The sequence below is a fragment of the Bradyrhizobium japonicum USDA 6 genome, from assembly GCF_000284375.1.
GTDB lineage: Bacteria > Pseudomonadota > Alphaproteobacteria > Rhizobiales > Xanthobacteraceae > Bradyrhizobium > Bradyrhizobium japonicum.
Genome location: NC_017249.1, coordinates 4,891,815 through 4,912,167, shown reverse-complemented (window position 1 = coordinate 4,912,167; position 20,353 = coordinate 4,891,815). Strand labels below are relative to the sequence as shown.

19 protein-coding genes and 1 pseudogene are annotated in these 20,353 nt (G+C 63.6%); 4 read left to right on the top strand and 16 right to left on the bottom strand.

The window, feature by feature from the left end; all coding sequences use genetic code 11:
- Positions 1-260 precede the first annotated feature (260 nt).
- Positions 261-1,577, top strand: coding sequence for an MFS transporter (locus BJ6T_RS23275; RefSeq protein ID WP_039228057.1), 1,317 nt, complete (start codon positions 261-263; stop codon positions 1,575-1,577).
- 8 nt (positions 1,578-1,585) lie between these two features.
- On the opposite strand, the gene BJ6T_RS23270 is transcribed toward BJ6T_RS23275, so the two are convergent.
- Both BJ6T_RS23270 and BJ6T_RS23265 read right to left on the bottom strand, forming a co-directional pair.
- The gene (locus tag BJ6T_RS23270) at positions 1,586-2,224 is read right to left on the bottom strand and encodes an HD domain-containing protein (RefSeq protein ID WP_014494921.1); all 639 of its coding nucleotides are present in this window, start codon (positions 2,222-2,224) and stop codon (positions 1,586-1,588) included.
- 50 nt (positions 2,225-2,274) lie between these two features.
- Complete coding sequence (locus BJ6T_RS23265) at positions 2,275-2,736, bottom strand: carboxymuconolactone decarboxylase family protein (RefSeq protein WP_014494920.1); 462 nt, start codon at positions 2,734-2,736, stop codon at positions 2,275-2,277.
- A gap of 47 nt (positions 2,737-2,783) precedes the next feature.
- On the opposite strand from BJ6T_RS23265, the pseudogene pdxR reads away from it, so the two are divergent.
- A pseudogene (gene pdxR, locus BJ6T_RS23260) lies at positions 2,784-4,257 on the top strand (MocR-like pyridoxine biosynthesis transcription factor PdxR).
- Positions 4,258-4,672: 415 nt separating this feature from the next.
- Here pdxR and BJ6T_RS23255 read toward each other — a convergent pair.
- The 4 genes from BJ6T_RS23255 to BJ6T_RS23235 all read right to left on the bottom strand — a co-directional run bounded on the left by BJ6T_RS23255 (position 4,673) and on the right by BJ6T_RS23235 (position 8,994).
- Positions 4,673-5,266, bottom strand: a complete 594-nt coding sequence (locus BJ6T_RS23255; protein ID WP_014494917.1) for a DUF6647 family protein — start codon at positions 5,264-5,266, stop codon at positions 4,673-4,675.
- Between the two features lie 409 nt (positions 5,267-5,675).
- A complete protein-coding gene (locus BJ6T_RS23250) occupies positions 5,676-6,134 on the bottom strand; it encodes a YybH family protein (protein WP_014494916.1) in 459 nt (152 codons plus the stop codon).
- A gap of 195 nt (positions 6,135-6,329) precedes the next feature.
- Positions 6,330-7,073 carry a hypothetical protein gene (locus BJ6T_RS23240; RefSeq protein WP_014494915.1) on the bottom strand — a complete coding sequence of 248 codons (744 nt, stop codon included), beginning with the start codon at positions 7,071-7,073 and terminating at the stop codon, positions 6,330-6,332.
- A gap of 487 nt (positions 7,074-7,560) precedes the next feature.
- Positions 7,561-8,994: a DUF1254 domain-containing protein gene (locus tag BJ6T_RS23235; RefSeq protein WP_014494914.1), complete on the bottom strand. Its 1,434-nt coding sequence runs from the start codon at positions 8,992-8,994 to the stop codon at positions 7,561-7,563.
- Positions 8,995-9,517: 523 nt separating this feature from the next.
- Between BJ6T_RS23235 and BJ6T_RS23230 the strand changes: the two genes are divergently transcribed.
- Positions 9,518-9,817, top strand: a complete 300-nt coding sequence (locus BJ6T_RS23230) for a hypothetical protein (protein WP_014494913.1) — start codon at positions 9,518-9,520, stop codon at positions 9,815-9,817.
- 90 nt (positions 9,818-9,907) lie between these two features.
- Here the strand turns inward: BJ6T_RS23230 and BJ6T_RS23225 are convergent, their stop codons facing one another.
- On the bottom strand, positions 9,908-10,681 hold the full coding sequence (locus BJ6T_RS23225; protein WP_014494912.1) for a helix-turn-helix transcriptional regulator: 774 nt from the start codon (positions 10,679-10,681) through the stop codon (positions 9,908-9,910).
- Between the two features lie 110 nt (positions 10,682-10,791).
- On the opposite strand from BJ6T_RS23225, the gene BJ6T_RS23220 reads away from it, so the two are divergent.
- Positions 10,792-11,871 carry an alcohol dehydrogenase catalytic domain-containing protein gene (locus BJ6T_RS23220; RefSeq protein WP_014494911.1) on the top strand — a complete coding sequence of 360 codons (1,080 nt, stop codon included), beginning with the start codon at positions 10,792-10,794 and terminating at the stop codon, positions 11,869-11,871.
- A 130-nt stretch (positions 11,872-12,001) separates the two neighbouring features.
- On the opposite strand, the gene BJ6T_RS23215 is transcribed toward BJ6T_RS23220, so the two are convergent.
- The 9 genes from BJ6T_RS23215 to BJ6T_RS23175 form a co-directional block, all read right to left on the bottom strand.
- The gene (locus BJ6T_RS23215; protein WP_014494910.1) at positions 12,002-12,706 is read right to left on the bottom strand and encodes an ABC transporter ATP-binding protein; all 705 of its coding nucleotides are present in this window, start codon (positions 12,704-12,706) and stop codon (positions 12,002-12,004) included.
- 7 nt (positions 12,707-12,713) lie between these two features.
- Positions 12,714-13,994, bottom strand: coding sequence for a lipoprotein-releasing ABC transporter permease subunit (locus BJ6T_RS23210; RefSeq protein ID WP_014494909.1), 1,281 nt, complete (start codon positions 13,992-13,994; stop codon positions 12,714-12,716).
- Positions 13,995-14,067: 73 nt separating this feature from the next.
- Entirely contained in the window at positions 14,068-15,387 is a 1,320-nt protein-coding gene (gene proS, locus BJ6T_RS23205; protein WP_014494908.1) for a proline--tRNA ligase, read from the bottom strand.
- Between the two features lie 151 nt (positions 15,388-15,538).
- Positions 15,539-17,101: a copper resistance CopC/CopD family protein gene (locus tag BJ6T_RS23200; RefSeq protein ID WP_014494907.1), complete on the bottom strand. Its 1,563-nt coding sequence runs from the start codon at positions 17,099-17,101 to the stop codon at positions 15,539-15,541.
- On the bottom strand, positions 17,101-17,619 hold the full coding sequence (locus BJ6T_RS23195) for a YcnI family copper-binding membrane protein (protein WP_014494906.1): 519 nt from the start codon (positions 17,617-17,619) through the stop codon (positions 17,101-17,103). Before BJ6T_RS23195 ends, BJ6T_RS23200 begins: the two co-directional genes overlap by 1 nt.
- Positions 17,620-17,639: 20 nt before the next feature.
- Complete coding sequence (locus tag BJ6T_RS23190) at positions 17,640-18,074, bottom strand: hypothetical protein (protein WP_014494905.1); 435 nt, start codon at positions 18,072-18,074, stop codon at positions 17,640-17,642.
- On the bottom strand, positions 18,074-18,595 hold the full coding sequence (locus BJ6T_RS23185) for a copper chaperone PCu(A)C (protein ID WP_014494904.1): 522 nt from the start codon (positions 18,593-18,595) through the stop codon (positions 18,074-18,076). The genes BJ6T_RS23190 and BJ6T_RS23185 overlap by 1 nt, the downstream gene beginning before the upstream one ends.
- Before the next feature lie 29 nt (positions 18,596-18,624).
- Entirely contained in the window at positions 18,625-19,122 is a 498-nt protein-coding gene (locus tag BJ6T_RS23180) for a TlpA family protein disulfide reductase (protein WP_014494903.1), read from the bottom strand.
- A complete protein-coding gene (locus BJ6T_RS23175; RefSeq protein ID WP_014494902.1) occupies positions 19,119-20,333 on the bottom strand; it encodes a sialidase family protein in 1,215 nt (404 codons plus the stop codon). The genes BJ6T_RS23180 and BJ6T_RS23175 overlap by 4 nt, the downstream gene beginning before the upstream one ends.
- Between the last annotated feature and the right edge of the window lie 20 nt (positions 20,334-20,353).

The window sequence follows — 20,353 nt, the reverse complement described above, 5'->3', positions numbered from 1 at the left end:
CCATCGGGCGTGTCGACCCCGTCTGTCGAGAGGATAGCGAAAGCCGCGGGAAGGCCGCAGCGCGCCGATGAGGCCACAGGCTGGCGCACGACGCGTCCGGATGGCGCCACACTTAAATCGGGACGCTGATATGCGGCACGCCTTGCATCGCGCCTCCGGTGTTGACGCGGGCTGGTGCGGGTTTAAGTACGACAACAAATCTTGCAGGGGTGGCGACGTTCGCTGGGCTGGTTCCCGTTGACGCCACCAATGCAGGACACATGACGACCTCGCCTCACGCGACCTCGCCAAGAGCGAACTCGGCCTCAGCGCCCCCTCACCTCGCCATCGTCCTGTTCTCGCTCGCGATGGGCGGCTTTGCGATCGGAACCACCGAATTCGCATCGATGAGCTTGCTGCCGTTCTTCGCTGCCGACCTCGGGATCGACGAGCCCTCTGCGGGACACGCGATCAGTGCCTACGCGCTCGGCGTGGTGCTGGGCGCGCCGCTGATCGCCGTGCTTGGCGCGCGGTTCGCCCGGCGCACCCAGCTGCTGGCCCTGATGGCCGTGTTCGCGCTCGGCAACGCGCTCACCGCGCTGGCGCCGGGCTTCGGCTGGATGATCGCGGCTCGATTTCTGTCGGGATTGCCGCATGGTGCCTATTTCGGCATCGCCGCGCTGGTCGCGGCCTCGCTCGTTCCGCAACACCGCCGCTCGCAGGCAATCGGCCAGGTGATGCTCGGCCTGACCTCTGCCACGATCATCGGCGTGCCCTTGGCCAATCTGATCGGCCAGGCGGTCGGCTGGCGCGCGAGCTTCGGCCTCGTGTCGTTGCTGGCGTTGATCACGGTCCTGCTGTGCGCCCTGTTCGCGCCGCGCGACCAGGGGGGCCAATCGGATCCGCGGCGAGAGCTCGCGGCGCTCAGGAGCGGCCGCGTCTGGATCACGCTTGCGATCGGCGCCATCGGCTTCGGCGGCATGTTCGCCGTCTACACCTATCTGGCGACGACCCTGATCGAGGTCACCAAGGTCAGCCCCGCGGTCATTCCGTTCTTTCTGGCCGTGTTCGGCATCGGCGCGACGCTCGGCAATCTGTTCGTGCCGCGCTTTGCCGACCGCGCCTTGATGCCGACGGCAGGCGTCATCCTGCTGTTTGCTGCGGTCGCGCTGCTGGTCTTTCCGCTCGCCGCCGGCAATCCCTGGCTGCTCGCGGCCGACGTCTTCGCGATCGGCGCCAGCGTCTCGCTCGGCGCCGTCCTGCAGACGCGGCTGATGGACGTGGCGGGAGACGCGCAGGCGCTCGCTGCTGCGCTCAACCATTCGGCGTTCAACACCGCCAATGCGCTCGGCCCATTCCTGGGCGGCCTTGCCATTCGCGAGGGGCTGGGCTGGACCTCCACCGGTCCCGTCGGCGCCGCGCTCGCGCTTCTTGGCTTCCTGATCTGGATCATCGCCGCGCGCGAGGCCGGAGCCGCGCCGGTCGAGGACACCTCGAGCGACGCTGCCCTGCTGAAGCACGCTCCCGCGAGGCCGGCGCCACCGCTGGCGCCGGATGGCCGAAGCCGTTCGGATGCCGCCAGGGACCCGGTGGCTTGAGCCGCAGCTCAGCTTGACCAGGGCGTATCGCGGATGCGCGTACACGCGTTGGGCTTGCGGAAGCTGGGATCGTGATCCTCGATGTAGTCGAAATTCACCGTCCCGAACGTTGTCTGGGGCTTCTTGAGCGCTGAACAGGTCTGCACCTTCAGGAACTCGTTCTTGAAATCGCCGCGCGGGAACGCCGTGATCACCTGGTCGCGCTGCTCCGGCGTGTAGTCGTCATAGCCAACGCCTACGACATCCACCAGGACGCCTGCGTTCGTCAGGGCGATTTCCGGCCTCATATATTGCGGAATGCCGGGCGTGGTATGCAGTGCGATCGCTTCCCACACCAGATCGGCCTGCGGCTCGGCAATGCCGCGCGCGCGGAGGAAGTCGCGCGCTGCGTCGGCCCCATCGACCTCAAATCGCTTCGTCGCCGTGTGGTAATGATCGACAAGGCCGAGGTCGTGAAACAGCGCCGCGACATAGAGCAGTTCAGGATCGAACTTCAGCTTCTGACGCAGCCCGTTCATCGCGCCGAACACGTAGACGCGGACCGAATGGTTGAACAGCATCTCGTCTTCGTAACTGCGCACCAGCTCAGTGGCTTCGCGCGCCAGCTTGCTGTCGGGAATCTTGATGCCGGAAATCACGCTCGTCATTTTCAAGCTCCTGCTTTGCATCTGTTACGGCCGATGCCGTTGGTGGCCCGTCAGGCTGCCTTCTCGACGGCGGCCTGCGGCGTTTTACGGAAGCTGATCGCCATGCGATTGTACGTGTTCATCAGGCCGATCGCGATGGTGAGATCGACGAGCTCGCGCTCCTCGAACACCGCGCGTGCGGCTTCATAGGCCTGATCCGGCACGCCGGTATCCGCGACGCGGGTCACCGTTTCGGCCCATGCGAGGGCAGCGCGCTCGCGCGCGTCGAACAGATGGCCGGCCTCCTCCCACGCCTGCAGCAGAGCGAGCTTTTCGAGCTTCACCCCGCTCTTGAGCAGATCGCGCATGTGCAGGTCGAGGCAATAGGCGCAGTTGTTGATCTGGGATACGCGCAGATAGACGAGGTTGATCAACCCCGCCGGAAGATGGCTCTGCATGATGTAGCCGTACACGCCGCCCAGCGCTTTCACACCCGCCGGCGCGATACGGTCGTAGTCGAGACGCCTGGTCATTGTCCTGCTCCTTGATGATCGATGCCCGGCCCTTGTCTTCGCCATAAATGCCCCTGCCTTGGTTCACAGAAAAGAACCAAGAACGCACGAAAATCGTGTACCAAGGGTCATGACCAAACTGCTGCGGCTGGACCTGGATCGCTCCGCGAAGACGCCGCTGGCCGAGCAGATCCATGGGGGCATCAGGGCCGCCATCGCGAACGGCGTGCTCGCACCCGGAGCGCGCCTGCCCTCCTGGCAGGATCTGGCAGCCCAGCTTGGCGTCGCGCGGGGCACCGTGCGCGCGGCGTATGAAAAGCTGTCCTCCGCCCAACTGATCGTCGCGTCACGCGCGACTGGAACGCATGTCGCGGATCGGCCGTCCTTTCCCGTTCGGAAGGACAAAGCCCCGTCGCCCGGCTCGTTCATGGAGATGTACCAGGAGCTCACGGCGGGGCCGGCGATCTTCCAGATGGGCGTGCCCGCGCAAGAGACTTTTCCTGCCACGCTGCTCGCAAGGATGCGCGCGCAGGCGGTTCGCGTCGAAATGAGCGCGCCGGCGATCTATCCGGATCCGCGCGGCGAGCTCGAGTTGCGACGCGAGATCGCAGCCTACCTCGCGCTGGCGCGCGGGATCGAGTGCACGCCGTCGCAGATCATCATCACCAGTGGTTTCAGCGGCGGCCTCGGATTGGCGCTCCGTGTCCTCGGCCCCGAGCCAAAGACGAAGGTCTGGGTGGAGAACCCCGGGGCTTTCCCTTCACGCGGCACGGTCTCGCGCTGGCAAGACTATCGATCGCGCCGATCCCGGTCGACGCTGACGGCATCGATGTCGACTACGGCCTGAAGCATGCTTCTGACGCCGCGCTTGTCGTCGTGACGCCCGGACAGCAAGCGCCACTCGGGTCCACATTGTCGCTGGCGAGGCGCTCGCGCCTGCTCGACTGGGCCACCCGGCGCAAGGCGTGGGTGATCGAGGATGACTATCTCAGCGAGCTTCAGCTCAAGGGCCGCGCCACGCCGGCACTCGCCTCGCTCGATCGTGCGGGCCGCGTCATCCACATCGGCTCTTTCAGCAAGACCGTGACCCCTGCCCTGCGGCTCGGCTTTGTCGTTGCACCGGCGGCTCTGGCGTCGCGATTTGCCGAGGCCGCGGCCTGCCTCGCACCGGCGCCCGGGCCCGCAGCGCAGCTCGCCACCGCCGATTTCATGCGCGAGGGCCATTATCTGCGGCATCTCCGGCGCACGAAGCGGGTCTACACCGCGCAAGGCGATGCATTGCTGAAACAGCTTCGGGCGCACACCGCGAACGTTGCGCTTGCCGGATTGGCAGCGGTCCTGCGGCTGCCGGACGGAGCGCCCGATCTCGCCATCGCCAGGGAAGCAGCATCGTTCGGGCTGGCGCCTACCCCGCTGTCGCTGTGGTATGCGTCCACGGCTTCGGCGCGCCCCGGTCTGTTGCTGGGTATCGCCACGTCGCCGCAAAAACGGATCGAAGCGTCCTGCGACAGGCTCTTCGAAATCATCGATCGTCTGACGTGACGTACGCTGTATTTCGAGACAGCACGATGCGCCGCCCGCAGGAGCGCAATTCGAAGGCCCGTGGCATAACGTAACTTCACTCTGGGGCCGTTGCTGACTTCGCCTGCGCCACCTCGAAAATACGCTTTGGGCCGTGAGCGGACCTGTACGCCACCGGCCGAATGGATGAACCCGTCACCTCAGGAGACCTCAGGGAACAAGCACCGCTGGCATTCGTCCTGTCGGCAGCGGTACAAACTGATCCTGCTGCCCCCGAGCCATCGCCAGGATCGCCAATGCAATTGCGAGGACCGCCAAGAGTCTGGCCATCAATCAAATCCGCTGAAGATCTTGTTGGTACGTACGGGATGATCTTGGCTTTGCCTTCCGTTGGAAAGGCAATCGTTCGACAGCGACTGGGATCGATCGGTCACAATCAATACATGCATGCTGAAGAAACCAGCACCGTGAACATGTCGACGTCGAACTCGTTCTCCAGGGTAAGTCCGAACCGCTCTAGCCATTTATCCTGAGCCAGGTAGGCCAACTTCTCTCGCGCCTGTGGGCAATCAAACTTGAGCTTTCCAACATTCTGAAGGTGATGGACCATTTCGTGTACCAGGACCGATTGGTCGGCCGGCGAACTGCCGCCCCAATCATCAGGAAGCAGGATCGTTCGCGTCTCGTTGTCGTAAAGTGCGACAACTTCGCGCTGAGCGAGTTGCCCATCGCTTTCCATGAAGCCTTGCGAAAAAGGACGGTCTCTTGCACGCAACCTCGCAAGCTCCTTCTTCGACGCAAATTCAACGACGGGGCGCTGTCTGATGGCAGGCAGGTCGAAATTCGATGAGAGCCAGGTCACAATGTCATCCAACAGGGCTTCCGCAAGTTGAGCTGCATCGGAATGCAACGAAACCGAACGCGACTCGGCGGACACGCCACGCTCCAAAACATGTTCGCAATAGGCTTTGGTGGATGTGGCTGACGTCAGGGAGGCTATCGCCGCGACCAAGAGGAATTGCTTGAACATGACCCTCTCCTCAGAGGCTGTTCGAAAAAGAAACTCTTCAAAAAATCAGTCGGCAGTTGAATGGCTGGAGCATAGCACTCGCCCGGCGACGTCGTTGTGAACCCATTCACACCCAAAGAACTCACAACGCCGGTCACCGAACATGCGGGCGAGCAGCGTGCCTCGTACGTCACCAGGACACCGGCCGGCCGTTCAGAAGACGACGGAACCACGTCGCTAGGGCGTGGAAAGCGGACATGAGCGCCGGGACAAACCGTTCAGAAGACGATGCTGGTGATATGCGCAGATTCCCGAGGCTGCATGCCGCAGCAACAACGCAAAGTACAAGGCTTGAACGGCACATAACACGTAGACAGGCGGCTGAGCTGACTGCGTTGCGAGCAGAGCGCCATCGCCCGCTCCTCTTGAGTTACTTTGCGGCCTGCTGCGGCTGGGGCGGCGGTTTGGGGACCGAGGTGAGCATGCGAATTTTCCATTGCCCGTCCTCTCGAACATCGAGAGCGGTCCAAACAACGGTGAAGTCTATGGGAGCGCCTGTCTCGCTGTTGCCGGTAACGCGAGATTCGCCGGTGACCAGAGCCATGCCTTCTGACAATGACTGAACCTCGGTCGTCTTGACCTCGAGGCGACTCACTCCCGCCTTGAAAGCGTTCTCATAGTATCTGGTATTGTCCACGACGCCCTCTTCAGTCACGCGCATATAGTTCTTGGTATAAAGCGAAGTAATCCCGGCGGGATCCTTGTTGCTGAAGTACCGCTCGTATGCTGAACCTATCTTTCCAACTTCCTCCTTGAGATTTTGATCTGACGCAGTCGCAGGAACTGCCGATAGTAACAGTGAGATACATACAGCTCCGAATCCGCGCATGATGTCACTCCCTACTGTTGAAGCCGCTCCAGACGAGACTTGAGACGAGGCCTGCCTCCATCCCCTGGTGAATTCCCGGCGCCGCTGTACTTGAGCCGACAGCCTCGTTGTTCTCCTTGGACAGGAAGTCCCGCTTGATCTGACGCAAGGAATTTTCTCCGCTGTCAGCGCTGCTCGAAACCTGGTTGTTCGTCTTCATGGCGGCAGCAGAGCCGCCGCGATTCCACCGCTGAGGTCAGGCGGCCGCACGAAAAGAAAACGGGAGGTCGCCGGTATTTCAGCGTCATCTCGGCCGTCCTGGCCGATCAGGATCAACCCGGCTCCGCCATTTGCCACGTTGAGAACCACGGGCTCTCCGCTCCACGTCTTGATCGGCTGCATTCCCACGATGAGGAATTCACCCATGGGCTGATCGAGATATTGAAGGCGCAATTGCGGACCGACCTCCGCTGCCGCAAATTCAAAGCCGAGTTGTCGGGCCCGCGCGTAAATGACGGCCAGAGGCACGCTACCGGTTTTAAAGCCGAGTTCGACCGCCGACACCGCCACAAGCGCCACGTCCATCTTGCTGGAACTGACGGTAAAGGCCGGTCGAGCCAGAACCTCCGCGGCCAGCCCGCCGATATTGCAACCCACGACATCCAATGCATTGCGCAACGCAACGGAGTTGCCAAAGGTACCGACCGCAATGGTCTTCCATGTCGGAACATCGCGGGCGGCCTCGATGAGTTTTTGCGGCAGATCAACTGCACGAGCTTTGCCGAGCTTCAGTTGATTCTGTAAGACGTCGCGCGCCGAGCATTGTCCCCACGCCTTGGGCGTGACCTGAAACAGGGAAGCGGCACAGAGCAATGCAACAATCAGGCAATGCCTGCCCCGTCCCGCGATCGGATGGTGATGTGGTGCGGCAAGATCCGCGTGGCGCGTCAGAATGCACATGTCGAAGATCGACTTGTTGCAAAGTTCGACTGAAAAAACCCGCCTCCGAGTCAATGGGAAGAACGGAGGCCAATGAAAAACATCGTCCGACCGCACTCAAAAGGGCCGGAGGCGGGGCACAATTGGCTCAACTATTCCAATTTCAAAATGAACGGGCGGCAGTCCGTAAGCCCGATCGCCCGTCGCATCAAACCGAAAACGGAATGACGTCGCTGAAAAATAGCACCACGAGTCCGACGGTTCAATCTGCAACTCCGCCCACCAGCGTGCACAACGCGCTTCGCTGCGATCGCATTCCTCGCGCCGTCGCGCGCCCGCCGGCCGCGCCCTCACCTGCATCGTCACTTCGCCTTTTCACAGGGCAAAGTGACGATCCTCATGCCGGTCACAATCGGAAGCACGTAGACGCCAGTGTATTCGCCGAGCCATCCTTGGGCGCGTTAAATGCGCCGCCCTTGCCTGGCTCGGCGGGCTTCCTTGGCATCCATCATTGCTGCCGGCCAACGGTTTCACTATCGACCCGCTTGATGCCCGGTGGATTCCACGCGCCGGTCAATGCGTCAGACTTTGGCGCATAAAGGCGCATGGTGAGGTTGAACGGGCCTTTGGGCGCGGGCAGCCAGTTGGCTTCGCGATCGCCGCCGGGATTGTCGTTCTGGAAATATAGCGTGAGAGATCCGTCGGCATCGCGCTTGAACGGCATCCAGCTGCTCACCGCAAAGCGGTTGACTGGATTGGCAACCTGGAAGCCATCATTGTCATACAGGGTGATTGACCAGAATGCCTCGACCGGCGGCAACGCGTCCTTGGCGAAGCGGATGATGTATTTGTTGGCGCCGTCGAGCGGCTTGCCGTTTTCATCGCCAATACTGCCCGGGTAGATCGCGTCTTCCGGCAGATTCGCACCGAGTCCGACCTGCGCGACGATAGCCCGCTTCAAATAGTAGTTCCCGTAAACGCCCATCGTGTCCGTGTTCATGGACCAGTGATTTGCGACGCGCGCCAACGTCGGGACTTTCCATGCCATCAGCTTTTGCGCCTGCGCCGGCGCCTCTTCGACGGCTTTCCGCACCGTCGCATCGACCTTCGAAATATCGAAGCTCTTGCCTGGTTCTAGCCCTATCCGGGCCATGCGCGCGATGATCGGCTGATCGGTGATGTGTGGCGGGTGGATCTTGGTCAGCTCGGCCGCATAGGCGAAGAACTTATCGCCTGCCATCGTGTCGACTTGCTGCTTCGGCGGAGTCTTGACGTCAACGTTGGGATCGATGGTCTGTGTCACGGCAACCGGGGGCTTGCCCCATCCAGACAGCGGCGTGATCTTGTAACCCTTCTGCACCTCGTGAACCGCAGCATAGTCGGCGGGACCATCGGTCTTGGTGCGGCCGATGATCCAGACATAAGGCGTCGGCGCGTCGATGCGCGCGAAATCCGCCGGCACGCTTCCGGTCCAGCCCGGCGGCACGACCAGGAAATTCGCCGCCTTGGTGCCTGTCGTACGCCATCCCGGCGACGCAAACACATCGGTCCACATGTCAAGCATCGGCAGCAGGTAGTAGCGGCCGCCGGTATCAGGAGCCGAGACGACCAAGGGCTCGCGGGTCAGGTCCAGCCAGGCGCTCGAATACAGCGTATCGAAATTCGGCCGCACCACCGCCCTCATGTCCGCAGTCGGGTAGGCCTGGATATTGTCAAAGGTGTTGGGAGGACCGCCTATGCCTGCGGTTTTGGGATCGGAATTGATGAGCTGCTTGCGCGTCAGGTCCATCGTCACGAGCGGATAGAAGTAGACATACGCCTCCGCAGCGATGACTTGCGCCTCCTCCGCGGAAATCGATTGAGCCGCGCTTGGGACCGCTGTTGACACCATGAAGATCAGACCCGACAGGATCGCAGCAAGCGACGACAGTTGCCTTTTCATGAAGGTACTCCCGAATATCCCGCACCGGCGACCAATGGTCCCTGCGGATGAATAGTGCCCCGCTGCGGGGCTTTTCCCCACCGTCCAACCCAGGCAAGCACCGACGGTGGGTGAGACAGCCAAGAAGCGACGCGCCGCGTTCTGGTTGATCTAGATCAAAGGACGTCCGCCGTTGGGTCACGAGCGGCATTGCCCTGACGGATCGCAGCGCTCCCGCTTGGCCCTCGGAAGCTGACGCTTGGCGATGGTCGCGCGAAACATCGCGACCATTGGCCACGGCCGTCCGGCAGCGGCAGTCGCGCTTCATCAAGCCCGCAGCGGCAGGTCGTGATCTCGGTTCGCCCGCCAGCGACGATGCGAGCCCATCTGCCGAGAAGGGGCAGAGCTACTTCCACTTGCGAAGCCTGAACCTGGATCAGGCCGCTGAAGACGAACCTTTATCGAGATTGAACTGGAGGTTCGCTCCTCAAACGTCGCTCGATACATGCCTCTTGGACAGTTTACACAGCTATGGAGGTAGCCCATGCCGATCGTTCAATTTACTCGCTTCAAGACCGACAAGGTCGAGGAAACGGTCCAGATCATCAGGCAGGCGAAGAAGATCTTTGAAAAACATGGTGCCGAATTTCTTCGGCTCTCCCGTTTCCACACCGGTCACTGGGCCGGAGAGTTGCTGGTTACGACGCGCTACGCCAATTGGGAAGTCTACGGCAAGGTGCAGGAGGCCGTGTCAAAGGACCCGGAGTTCGCGCAGCTGCAGGCTGATGGAATGAAGATTGCCGAACTACAGGGCCGTAACATCGCCGTCAGCATCGATCTCTAGTCGGGGCGCCGCCCCGCAAACCACAATAAGCGCGGAGGCCGCCGGACATAGGCCGGTGGCCTTCCCGATCTGATGACTGCGTTCTACGTCCTACACCGGCGTGTAGATCACGAGTTTCAGCGCGGGATCGTCATTGGCCTGAAAACTCGTGTGCTCGAAATGCAGCACGCCCAGTGTTGGATGAGACATCGTCTTGAGGCCCGAGGCGGTGCTGCGGATCTCGTGGGCTTCCCACCATTTGACGAATTCCGCGCTGCCCTGCCGCAGCCGCGTCAGCAATTCCGCGAAGGCGGGATCGCCGGCCCAGACGTCGTGGCTCGCTCGAAACATCGCGACCATGCGCTTGGCGACCTCCGCCCAGCCCGCGCCGTAAGCCTTGCGCGTCTGCTTGTTGGTCATCATCAGGAGCATCGTGTTGCGATCCTCCTCCGGCAACCGGCCGAACGCAAAAACCTGCTCGGCGGCTTCGTTCCAGGCCAGCACGTCCCAGCGCCGCCCTGTGATATAGGCCGGATGCGGCAGGCTCTCGATCAGCCGCAGGATCGGCGGTGGCACGATCTCGCGCGTGAACGCCCGCTTGTCGCCGTCGCGCGCCAGCGCCTTGAGATGCGCATGCTCGGTCTTGCTCAGCCGCAGCGCACGGGCGAGCGCATCGACGGTGGTGACCGAGGGGCTGACGGTGCGGCCCTGCTCGAGACGGATGTACCAGTCGACACCGATGCCGGCGAGCTGTGCGACCTCCTCGCGGCGCAGGCCCGCGGTGCGCCGGCGGCTGCCCGCGGGAAGACCGACCGTCTTCGGCGTCAGCTTTTCGCGGCGGGACCGCAGGAAGTCGCCGAATTCGATGCGGCGCGGGTCGGCCATGATGTTGCGCTCCGATGGAGGGCCTTCGTAATACTAGGATAATACCAGGCCTTCCTGGCCGTTCAAGCCGGGCGTAGATGCCGTTCACCCGACTTTTTGAGGTGAACAACATGAAAGCCGCCGTACTCAAATCCCTTGGATCGCCGCTGGTGATCGAGAATGTGCCGGAACCGGTGCTCGGCACCGGCGAGGTCATCGTCGACGTCGTCGCCACGCGCGTCTTGTCCTACATGAACGAGGTTTTCAACGGGATACGAAACTACGCGCTCGACCTGCCGATCATCCCGGGTCCTGGCGGCATCGGCCGGGTGCGCGCGATCGGCCCGGACGCGACCAAGCTCGCCGTTGGCGACTGGGTGTTCTGCGACCCGACGGTGCGTTCGCGCGATGACATCGTGGCGCCCGATATCGCCCTGCAAGGGCTCACGGCCGCCGGCCCCGGCGGTATGCGCCTGCAACGGCATTTTCGCCACGGCTCCTATGCCGAGCGGATGCGCGTGCCGACCGAGAATGTGAAGCGGCTTGGCGCGATCACGTCCGCGGAAGCCTCGCAATGGTGTGCGCTGGGGACGGCGCTGGTGCCCTATGGCGGCTTCCTCGCCGCCAACCTTCAACCCGGCGAGACCGTGCTGGTGAGCGGCGCCACCGGGAATTTCGGCAGCGCGGCCGTCTCGGTCGCGCTCGCGATGGGGGCGGCCTGCGTGGTCGCGCCCGGTCGCAACGATGGGATTTTGGCCGACCTCGTCCGCCGCTTCGGCGATCGGGTGAAGCCGGTGAAGCTCACCGGCAACGAGAGCGACGACTGCGAAAGCATGAAGCGCGCCGCACCGGGGCCGATCGACTGCGTGTTCGACATCATGCCGCCCTCGGTCAGCACGACCGTCGTACGCGCGGCGATCATGACGGTGCGCGCTTACGGCCGCGTCGTGCTGATGGGCGGCGTCGGCATGGCGGGCGGCGCGGGCCTCGATCTGCCCTACCCCTGGATCATGCGCAACTGCATCAGCATCCACGGCGTCTGGATGTATCCGCCGGATGCGGCAAGCCGCCTGATCGCGCTGGTGCGCGCGGGATTGTTGCGGCTGGACGAATACGAGGCGACGGCCTTCGACCTCGACCACGCCAACGAGGCGGTGGAACACGCCGCGGCCAATGCGGGACCGTTCAAATTGACCGTGATCAGGCCGTAACGGGCCCTCCGCTGCGGCGATGCGCCGTCGCAGCCGATCGGCCCGACATGTCAAATGGCTGGAAGGCATCACCCCGATCGTAGCCGGCCCGGGCCGGCTACTGTGCATGGGGTTGTTTTCGCAATTTTTGTTATTCGAGCTCGACGACCTGGCCGTTCGACAGCGACACGCGCCGGTCCATGCGGCCGGCGAGCTCCATGTTGTGGGTCGCGATCAGCATGGAGACCTTGGTCGCCTTGACCAGCTGCATCAGGGCCTGGAAGACGTGATCGGCCGTGTGCGGATCGAGGTTGCCGGTCGGCTCGTCCGCGAACAGCACGCGCGGCGCGTTGGCGACCGCGCGCGCGATGGCGACGCGCTGCTGCTCGCCACCCGACAATTCCGCGGGCCGATGGGTGATGCGGTCGCCGAGGCCGAGATAGCCAAGGATCTCCTTGGCGCGCTTGACGCTCTCCGACTTCTTCAGGCCGCGGATCATCTGCGGCATCATCACGTTCTCGAGCGCCGAGAACTCCGGCAGCAGCCGGTGCGACTGGTAGACGAAGCCGATATCGGTGCGGCGGAGCTGGGTACGCTCGATGTCGGGCAGCTGCGAGGTCGGCGCGCCGTTGACGTAGACCTCGCCGGAATCGGGCGCTTCAAGCAGCCCTGCGATGTGCAGCAACGTCGATTTGCCGGAGCCCGACGGCGCGACCAGCGCGACCGATTGCCCGGCCCACAGCGCGAGCTTGGCGTTGTCGAGGATCGTCAGCGGCACCTCGCCCTGCAAGTACTGCCGCCTTATCTCGTGGAGATAAATGACCGGTACATCTTCCGCCCCCTGGTGGCTCTCCATCAGCCCCTCACTCGTACCGCAGCGCTTCGACAGGATCGAGGCGCGCGGCGCGCCACGACGGGTACAGCGTCGCAAGGAACGACAGCGTCAGCGCCATGATGACGACCGCCGTGGTCTCGCCGACGTCGATCTCGGCGGGCAGTTTCGACAGGAAGTAGAGCTCCGGCGAGAACAGCTCGGTGCTGGTCAGCCAGGACAGGAATTGCCTGATGGACTCGATGTTGAGACAGATCACGAGGCCGACGAAGAAGCCGACCAGGGTACCGACCACGCCGATCGAGGCGCCCGTGATGAGGAAGACGCGCATGATCGAGCCTTGCGAGGCGCCCATCGTGCGCAAGATCGCGATGTCGCTGCCCTTGTCCTTCACCAGCATGATCAGGCCGGAGACGATGTTGAGCGCGGCGACCAGCACGATCATGGTCAGGATCAGGAACATCACGTTGCGCTCGACCTGGAGCGCGTTGAAGAAGGTCGAGTTGCGCTGCCGCCAGTCGACCAGGAACACCGGCCGGCCCGCGGCCTCCGTCACCGCCTTGCGGAAGGCGTCGATCTTGTCGGGGTTGGTGGTGAACACCTCGATCGAGGTAACGTCGTTGCTGCGGTTGAAATAGGCCTGAGCTTCAGCCAGCGGCATGAACACGAAGCCGAGATCGTATTCGGACATGCCGATCTCGAACACCGCCACGATCTTGTAGGGTTTTATGCGCGGCGTCGTGCCCATCGGGGTGACCGCGCCCTTCGGCGCCACCAGCGTCACGCTGTCGCCGGCATGCAACGACAGCTGGTCGGCGAGGCGGCGGCCGATCGCGACCCCCTGCCCGTCGTCAAAGCCCTCGAGCGAGCCCTGCTTGATGTTCTTGGCGATCGAGGTGAGGTTGTTGAGGTCGTCGGAGCGGATGCCGCGCACCAGGACGCCCGAGGCATTCCACGGCGAGGACGCCAGCGCCTGGCCATCGACCACGGGCGCTGCGAGCCGGATACCCTGGACCTGGCTGAGGCGGTCGGCGACGTCCTTCCAGTCGGTCAGCGGCGATTCCAGCGGCTGCACCAGGATGTGGCCGTTGAGGCCCAAAATCTTGTCGAGCAGCTCTTTGCGGAAGCCGTTCATGACCGCCATGACGATGATCAGCGTCGCGACGCCCAGCATGATGCCAAGGAAGGAGAACCCGGCGATGACCGAGATGAATCCTTCCTTGCGGCGCGCCCGCAGATAGCGCGCCGACAGCATCCACTCGAATGGCGCAAAAGGCGCGGTTTGCTTGGTCTCGGTCATGGTCTCATCCATCGCTCGATAATCCCATGATTCGGGGTCAATTGTGGCCGGATTGGCGGCCGCGATATCGCGCGATGAACAATATTCAACCGACCAGCCGGGCGACCGCGTCCGCAGGCGACATCGTCTCGCGCGAGCCGTCACTGCGCTTCTTGATCTCGACCTTGCCCTCGGCGAGGCCCTTCGGCCCGATCATGATCTGCCAGGGGATGCCGATCAGGTCGGCGGCGGCGAATTTGGCGCCGGCCCGCTGGTCGGTGTCGTCGTAGAGCACGTCGACGCCCTTGGCGGTGAGCTCGGCGTAGAGCTTCTCGCAGGCCGCATCGACCGCGGCATCGCCCTGCTTGAGGTTGAGAATCGACACGCGGAACGGGGCCACAGCCTCCGGCCATTTGATGCCGGCATCGTCATGGCAGGCCTCGATGATGGCGCCCAGCAGGCGCGAGACGCCGACGCCGTAGGAGCCGCCATGGATCGGCACGTCGACACCGTCGGGGCCTGCAACCAGCGCCTTCATCGCGTCGGAATATTTCGTGCCGAAATAGAAGATCTGCCCGACCTCGATGCCGCGGGTGTTCACCCGCTTGTCGGTAGGCACTTCCTGCTCGAAGCGCGCGGCGTCGTGCACGTCTTCCGTCGCCGCATAGACCGAGGTCCATTGCTTGATGATCGGCGTCAGGTCGCTGTCATAGTCGACGTCCTCGCCCGGCACCGGCAGGTCCAGCACATCGCGATTGATGAACACACCGGATTCACCGGTCTCCGCAAGCACGATGAACTCATGGCTGAGATCGCCGCCGATCGGGCCGGTCTCGGCGCGCATCGGGATCGCCTTCAGGCCCATCCGCGCGAAGGTGCGCAAATAGGCGACGAACATCTTGTTGTAGGCGACGCGCGCAGCGGCCTCGTTGAGGTCGAAGGAATAGGCGTCCTTCATCAGGAACTCGCGACCGCGCATCACGCCGAAGCGCGGACGCTGCTCGTCGCGGAATTTCCATTGGATATGATAGAGGTTGAGCGGCAGGTTCTTGTAGGACTTGACGTAGGCGCGGAAGATCTCGGTGATCATTTCCTCGTTGGTCGGCCCGTACAGCAGCTCGCGCTTATGGCGATCGGCGATGCGCAGCATTTCGGGGCCGTAGGCGTCGTAACGGCCGCTCTCGCGCCAGAGGTCCGCGAGCTGGAGCGTCGGCATCAAGAGTTCCAGCGCGCCGGAGCGGTCCTGCTCCTCGCGCACGATCTGCTCGATCTTCTTCAGCACGCGGAAGCCGAGTGGCAGCCAGGCATAGATGCCGGCCGCCTCCTGCCGGATCATGCCGGCGCGCAGCATCAGCCGATGCGAGACGATCTCCGCCTCTTTCGGATTTTCCTTCAGGATGGGCAGAAAGAATCGCGACAACCGCATGGCAATACTCTGGGAATCAGTGATCGCCTGCAGTGAAAGCGGATTGGGAGCGAAAACACAAGACCGGGAATGAGGAAAAGCCGCTAAGGCGGCGAAATTCCTGTCATTTTTCCGTTGCCTTCAGGTTCAGCATGAACTGCACCGGCGCGCTTTAAGGCAGCCCCAGATCGAGCTCGTCCTCCAGCGTGACCTTCTCGAAATCGGTCACCAGCGCGTCGATCCGCACATGCCACCGCCCCGCAAACGGAAGCTCGACCTTGCGCACGTGCCAGTAGCCGTCCGGCCCAAGCGAGGCGCCCCGCTCCATCGGCTCGATGCCGCGCTCCGGCAGGCTCAGGGTCAGCGTCACCTCCTTCGCGATCAGCGGCGTGGCCTCGCCGGTCATGAGCTGGAGCACGAAATCGTCGAGCCCGGCCTTGCCCGGCGAGACTAGAACCTGGAACATCGCCTTGTCGCTGTGGATGTGGATCGCCAAAGGCGTCTCGGGAATGATCGTCCGCGGTGGCGGGGTGAAGCGCCAGCCGGCGACGACGGCAAGGATGGCGAGTGCGATCGCGCCCTCCAGCAGGATCGAGCGCTTGAGCGCGGGCGTCCCACTCTCGTCCCGGGCCAGGGCCGGTGTAAGCCTGAACCGATTGAGCGCGGCGAGCGCCAGCAATCCCGTGACCAATGCAAGCTTGATCGAGAGAATGAGTCCGTAGCGGGTCTCGACCAGCGCGACCGGCTTTTCGAGCTGAACGATCGCGAGCGCGAGGCCGGTCAAGGCCAGCACGCCGACCGCCAGCGCAGCGATGCGGGAAAAGCGGTTCACGACGGGGAGCGTCGCAGTCGTCGGCTTCGACACCAGCGCGACCAGCGGCGCGAGAGCACCGATCCAGATGGTGACGCCGAGGCCGTGCAGAAAGATCGCCGGCCGGGTCAACGCCTCTGGCGGGGCCGTCGCGGCGTGCCCGGTCATGGCAAGCGACAGACCGACGCCGACCAGCGCGATGATCGCGAGAGCGCGCGCATACCATCCGCTGCGCAGCGCCATCAACGCGAGCAGCATCGCGGCAATCGCAACCAGCAGCGCGGGGCCGGCGCTGGTCGCGAACGCGACCTTCCACGGGGCAGCCGTCGCGAGAGCCGCCGGCGGCAGCCCGAGGAGATCGAGGCCCAACGCGCCAACGGACGCAGTGGCGCTCGGAATGCCGATGGCGAGCGCTACGCGTGGAACGGTCATGCCCGTCGTCGACCACGCAACCCAGCGCGCAAAGAACACGCCTCCGACACCGACGAACAACCCAAGATACAGACCGACCCGCGCCAGCCAGATCAGCGCGCTCAACCCGCGATCCGCATTGGCGGGAGGTTGCGTCCCCGTCGGCATGCCGATTGAGAAGATCACCGATCCCGCGACGGGATGGCCGTCCTGCGAGATCACGCGATAGCTGACGACCGCAGTGCCCTGCGGCAGGTCTGGCGGCATCGCGACCGAGATCGTTTCGCCCGACGCGCTGACGCGCGCATCGTCCCGCGCCCTGCCCGCGCCATCGATCAATTGGATCGCGCCCGGCGTCACCGCCTCGTTGAAGCGCAACTCCACCGCCTTCGGCGCGCTCGCAAGCATGCTGCCGCTCGCCGGCTCGACCGCGACCAGCGCCGCATGCGCAGACGCGCCGGTCGCGAAGCCGACAACGCAGAGGAGCGTCGCGAGCGCGGCGAGCAGGCGCATCAGGGCTTTGACAGGAGCTTCACGCCCGGCGCCGGCGACTTGCCCTCGTGCGAATGCCCCGCCCCGTCCGCCGGGATCTCGATCCAGCGGCTGACGCCGGTCTCGCACTCCTGGACGACAGGGAAATACAGCGTCGTGTCCGGCTTCAGGCTGTTGGTCAGGAAGCTGCTGATGACGAACTCGTCGTAGTTGTGATCCGGCAGCTTGCCGCCGGACCAGGCCACCTCCCTGACGCCGGAGCCAAGCTTGTTGCCGTGATAGTCGTATTCATTGGCGTACTTGCCTTCGACGACATCGACGCTCCAGCCCGCCTTTGGCATCGGCTTCACCGCAATCACGCCTTCCGGAATCTGCACCCTGATCTTCACCGTGGGCGAACCCGCGCAGCCGTGCGGCACGGCGAAGACGGCCTTGTAGTAGGAACCAACCGTCGCCTGCTTGGTCTCGAGCGTGATATGCGCCGATGCCGGCGACGCGGCCAGCGCGGCGATCAGGAACAGGCAGGATTTCTTCGACATGTTTGGCCCCTTCGACAACGTCATTTAATCAGGATCGGCGATTCCACGCTGACATGATCGGCCTCGGAGATCGAAATTCCGAGACCCAGCATCCAGCGTCCGGGCGTCAATTGCGCGACCTTCACGTGCCAGCTGTCCTCGCCGTCGCGCGAAGCCTCGACCGGCGCGAGCTTCCGGCCGGACTGCGTGTCCACGAGCGTCACCGACACGGCTCTCGCCGCGAGCGGCGTCTCGTCCGTGGTTTCGAGCTGGATGGCGATCTCGACCGGGCCGGCGCGGCCCGGCGAGACCGCGACATTGGCCATGGCCTTCTCGGTGTGCAGATGCGTGAAGAAGCTGTCGTCGTCCGTCGCCGCCGCAACCGGTGTCGCGGCAACCGACAGCAACGCAGCCATCGCGAGCACAAGGCCTGTGAGGGATCGACGCGAGGTCATCGGAGACTTGATCTGTTTCATCACATCTTCATTCCCGAATGATCCGGCATTTTCTTCATCATGTGCCCGCCGTCGCCGGGCGCCTGCGCGCCGACGCCCTGGACGTCGAGGGAGACGGCGACCTTGCCGGCCTTCTCGAACTCCAGCGTCACCGGGACCTTGTCACCCTGCTTGAACGGACCCTTCAGCTCCTGGAGCATCAGATGATTGCCGCCGGGCGCGAGCTTCACCGTCTTGCCGGCGTCGATCACAAGCCCCTTATCGAGCGGACGCATCTTCATCACACCGTTGTCCATCGCCATCTCATGGACCTCGGTCTTCCCCGCGATGTCGGCGGAAACGCTGACCAGCCTGTCCGCCGTTGTCCCCTTGTTCTCGATGGTGAGATAACCGCCGGCCACCTTGGCGCCACCGGGCGTCGCCCGGCTCCAGGCCTGCGAGATGACGAGATCGCCGGCCTTGACGTCCTCGGCCGCCGCTGGTGCTGCGCAGAGCATGAGAGCGAACGCAGCGAGCAGCACATCTTTTAACATGGTCTTCATATCGGTATTTCCCGTTTGCAGATTGAATGTCAGTGTGTGGCGAGCTGTTGGCCCGACCATTTTTCGAGATCGGCCATCTCGGCCGAGCCCTCGATCGTCGTGATTGTCCCGTCCCGGGAGATGAGCATGGTCCGGGGAATGTCGCCCTGCCAGGCGGGATCGATCTCGAACCTCAAACGTTCGACAAAACCATCGTTGAAGATGAAGTTCTCGGTCGACGACAGCCCCGCCTTGTCAAGCATCGACTGCGTTGCCGCGGGCAGGTTCGGCACGAGATCGGCGCTGATCGTGACCACGTCGATCCCGGGATGGTCCTTCGCAAACTGCCCGAGCAACGGCAGCTCGACCTTGCAGGGCCCGCAGGTCACGCCCCAGAAATGCACGAGCGTCGGGCGGCCCGCATGCCCCCTGAGGACGCCTTGCCAGCTGCCGCGCTCGAACGGTTTCAGAGCCGGCGCCGCTCCCGGCGTAGCCGCTGACGCGATCAGTATACCCAGACCCAGAATGCCTGCAAATCGACGTCTCATGGCTGGTCCTCGATTGCTGTGAGCCGATAGCCATCCGCTTTCGTCATCCATGACAAATAGACCTGTTGGCCATTGGAAACGAGCAAGGGATGATCGGATGTGTCGGTCGTGCTCGATATCGTCTTCGGCGGCGACCAGCTCTCGCCGTCGTCGCGGGAAATCATCATCTGGACCGAGGTCTTCTCGCCGTCGAACTCCTTCCAGACCATCACCGTTCCCGCCGCGCAAGCGAGCACGTAAGGACGCGTCGGATTGCGGCCCGGCTGCCCCAGCGCCATGGGCGCGGAGAAGGTGCGGCCTTCGTCGCGCGAGTGGGCGTAGAACAGTCCCTTGCGCGCCTTGCCGTTCGTGTACCACGCGACGTGATAGGTCCCGTTCGGCGCAACGGTGAGGCTCGGTCCGTGATGCGGACAGGCGTTGATCTGCCAGTCGTCATTGCTGACCCGACGGATCTCACCCGGCGTCGAGACGTCGGCGAAGGTCATGACCGCGTGGTCACGTACGCCGCCGTCAAAAATGTTTCTGAAGATCACGGCCGGCCGCCCGGGCGCCGCGAATGTCAGTCCCAACCGGCAGCATTCGCAGGTGCCTTCGCGCGCCAGCTTTGCTTCTGGGTAGGTGGTGCCGCCGTCGCTGGACGAGGTGAAGAACAGCCCCGCTCCCTCGTACTTCTGTCCCGCCTCCTTCGCAAAAACGCGATTGCGCTTGTCCAGCCACGCCGCAAACACCGTTCCATCCTGATCGAGCGCCAGCGCCTCGAAACGCTGGCTCTCGTTGCTGGCGGTGATCGGCTTCAGATCAGCAAAGCTCTTTCCGCCATCGGCCGAGCGCGTGTAGAGCACCTGACCGTTGAAGGCCTCATCCCTGAAGATCGAGAATGCGAGCGCGATGCCACCCTTGCGATCGACCACGATCTTTGGCCGGGCATCCGGGCCCCAGTCGAGATTCAGCCGCGTCGTCGTGACCTGAGTGGGGGTCGAGAAACTCCGCCCCGCATCCGGCGAGCTCGCAACCGACACTTGCCCGCCCGCCATCCAGACGAGCCACAGCGTTCCATCCGGTCCGAATGCGGGCGTCACCTTGGTTGCGCAGCGCAATGTCGGCTCCTCGCACGCCGCTTCGGAGGCATGCTGATGATGGCTCATTTGCGCATGCGCTGCGTCTTGGCAAAGCAAAAGGACGAGCGTCGCGAGCAGGCTCATTCGTAGCATGGCTTTCCTCCTCCTGCAGT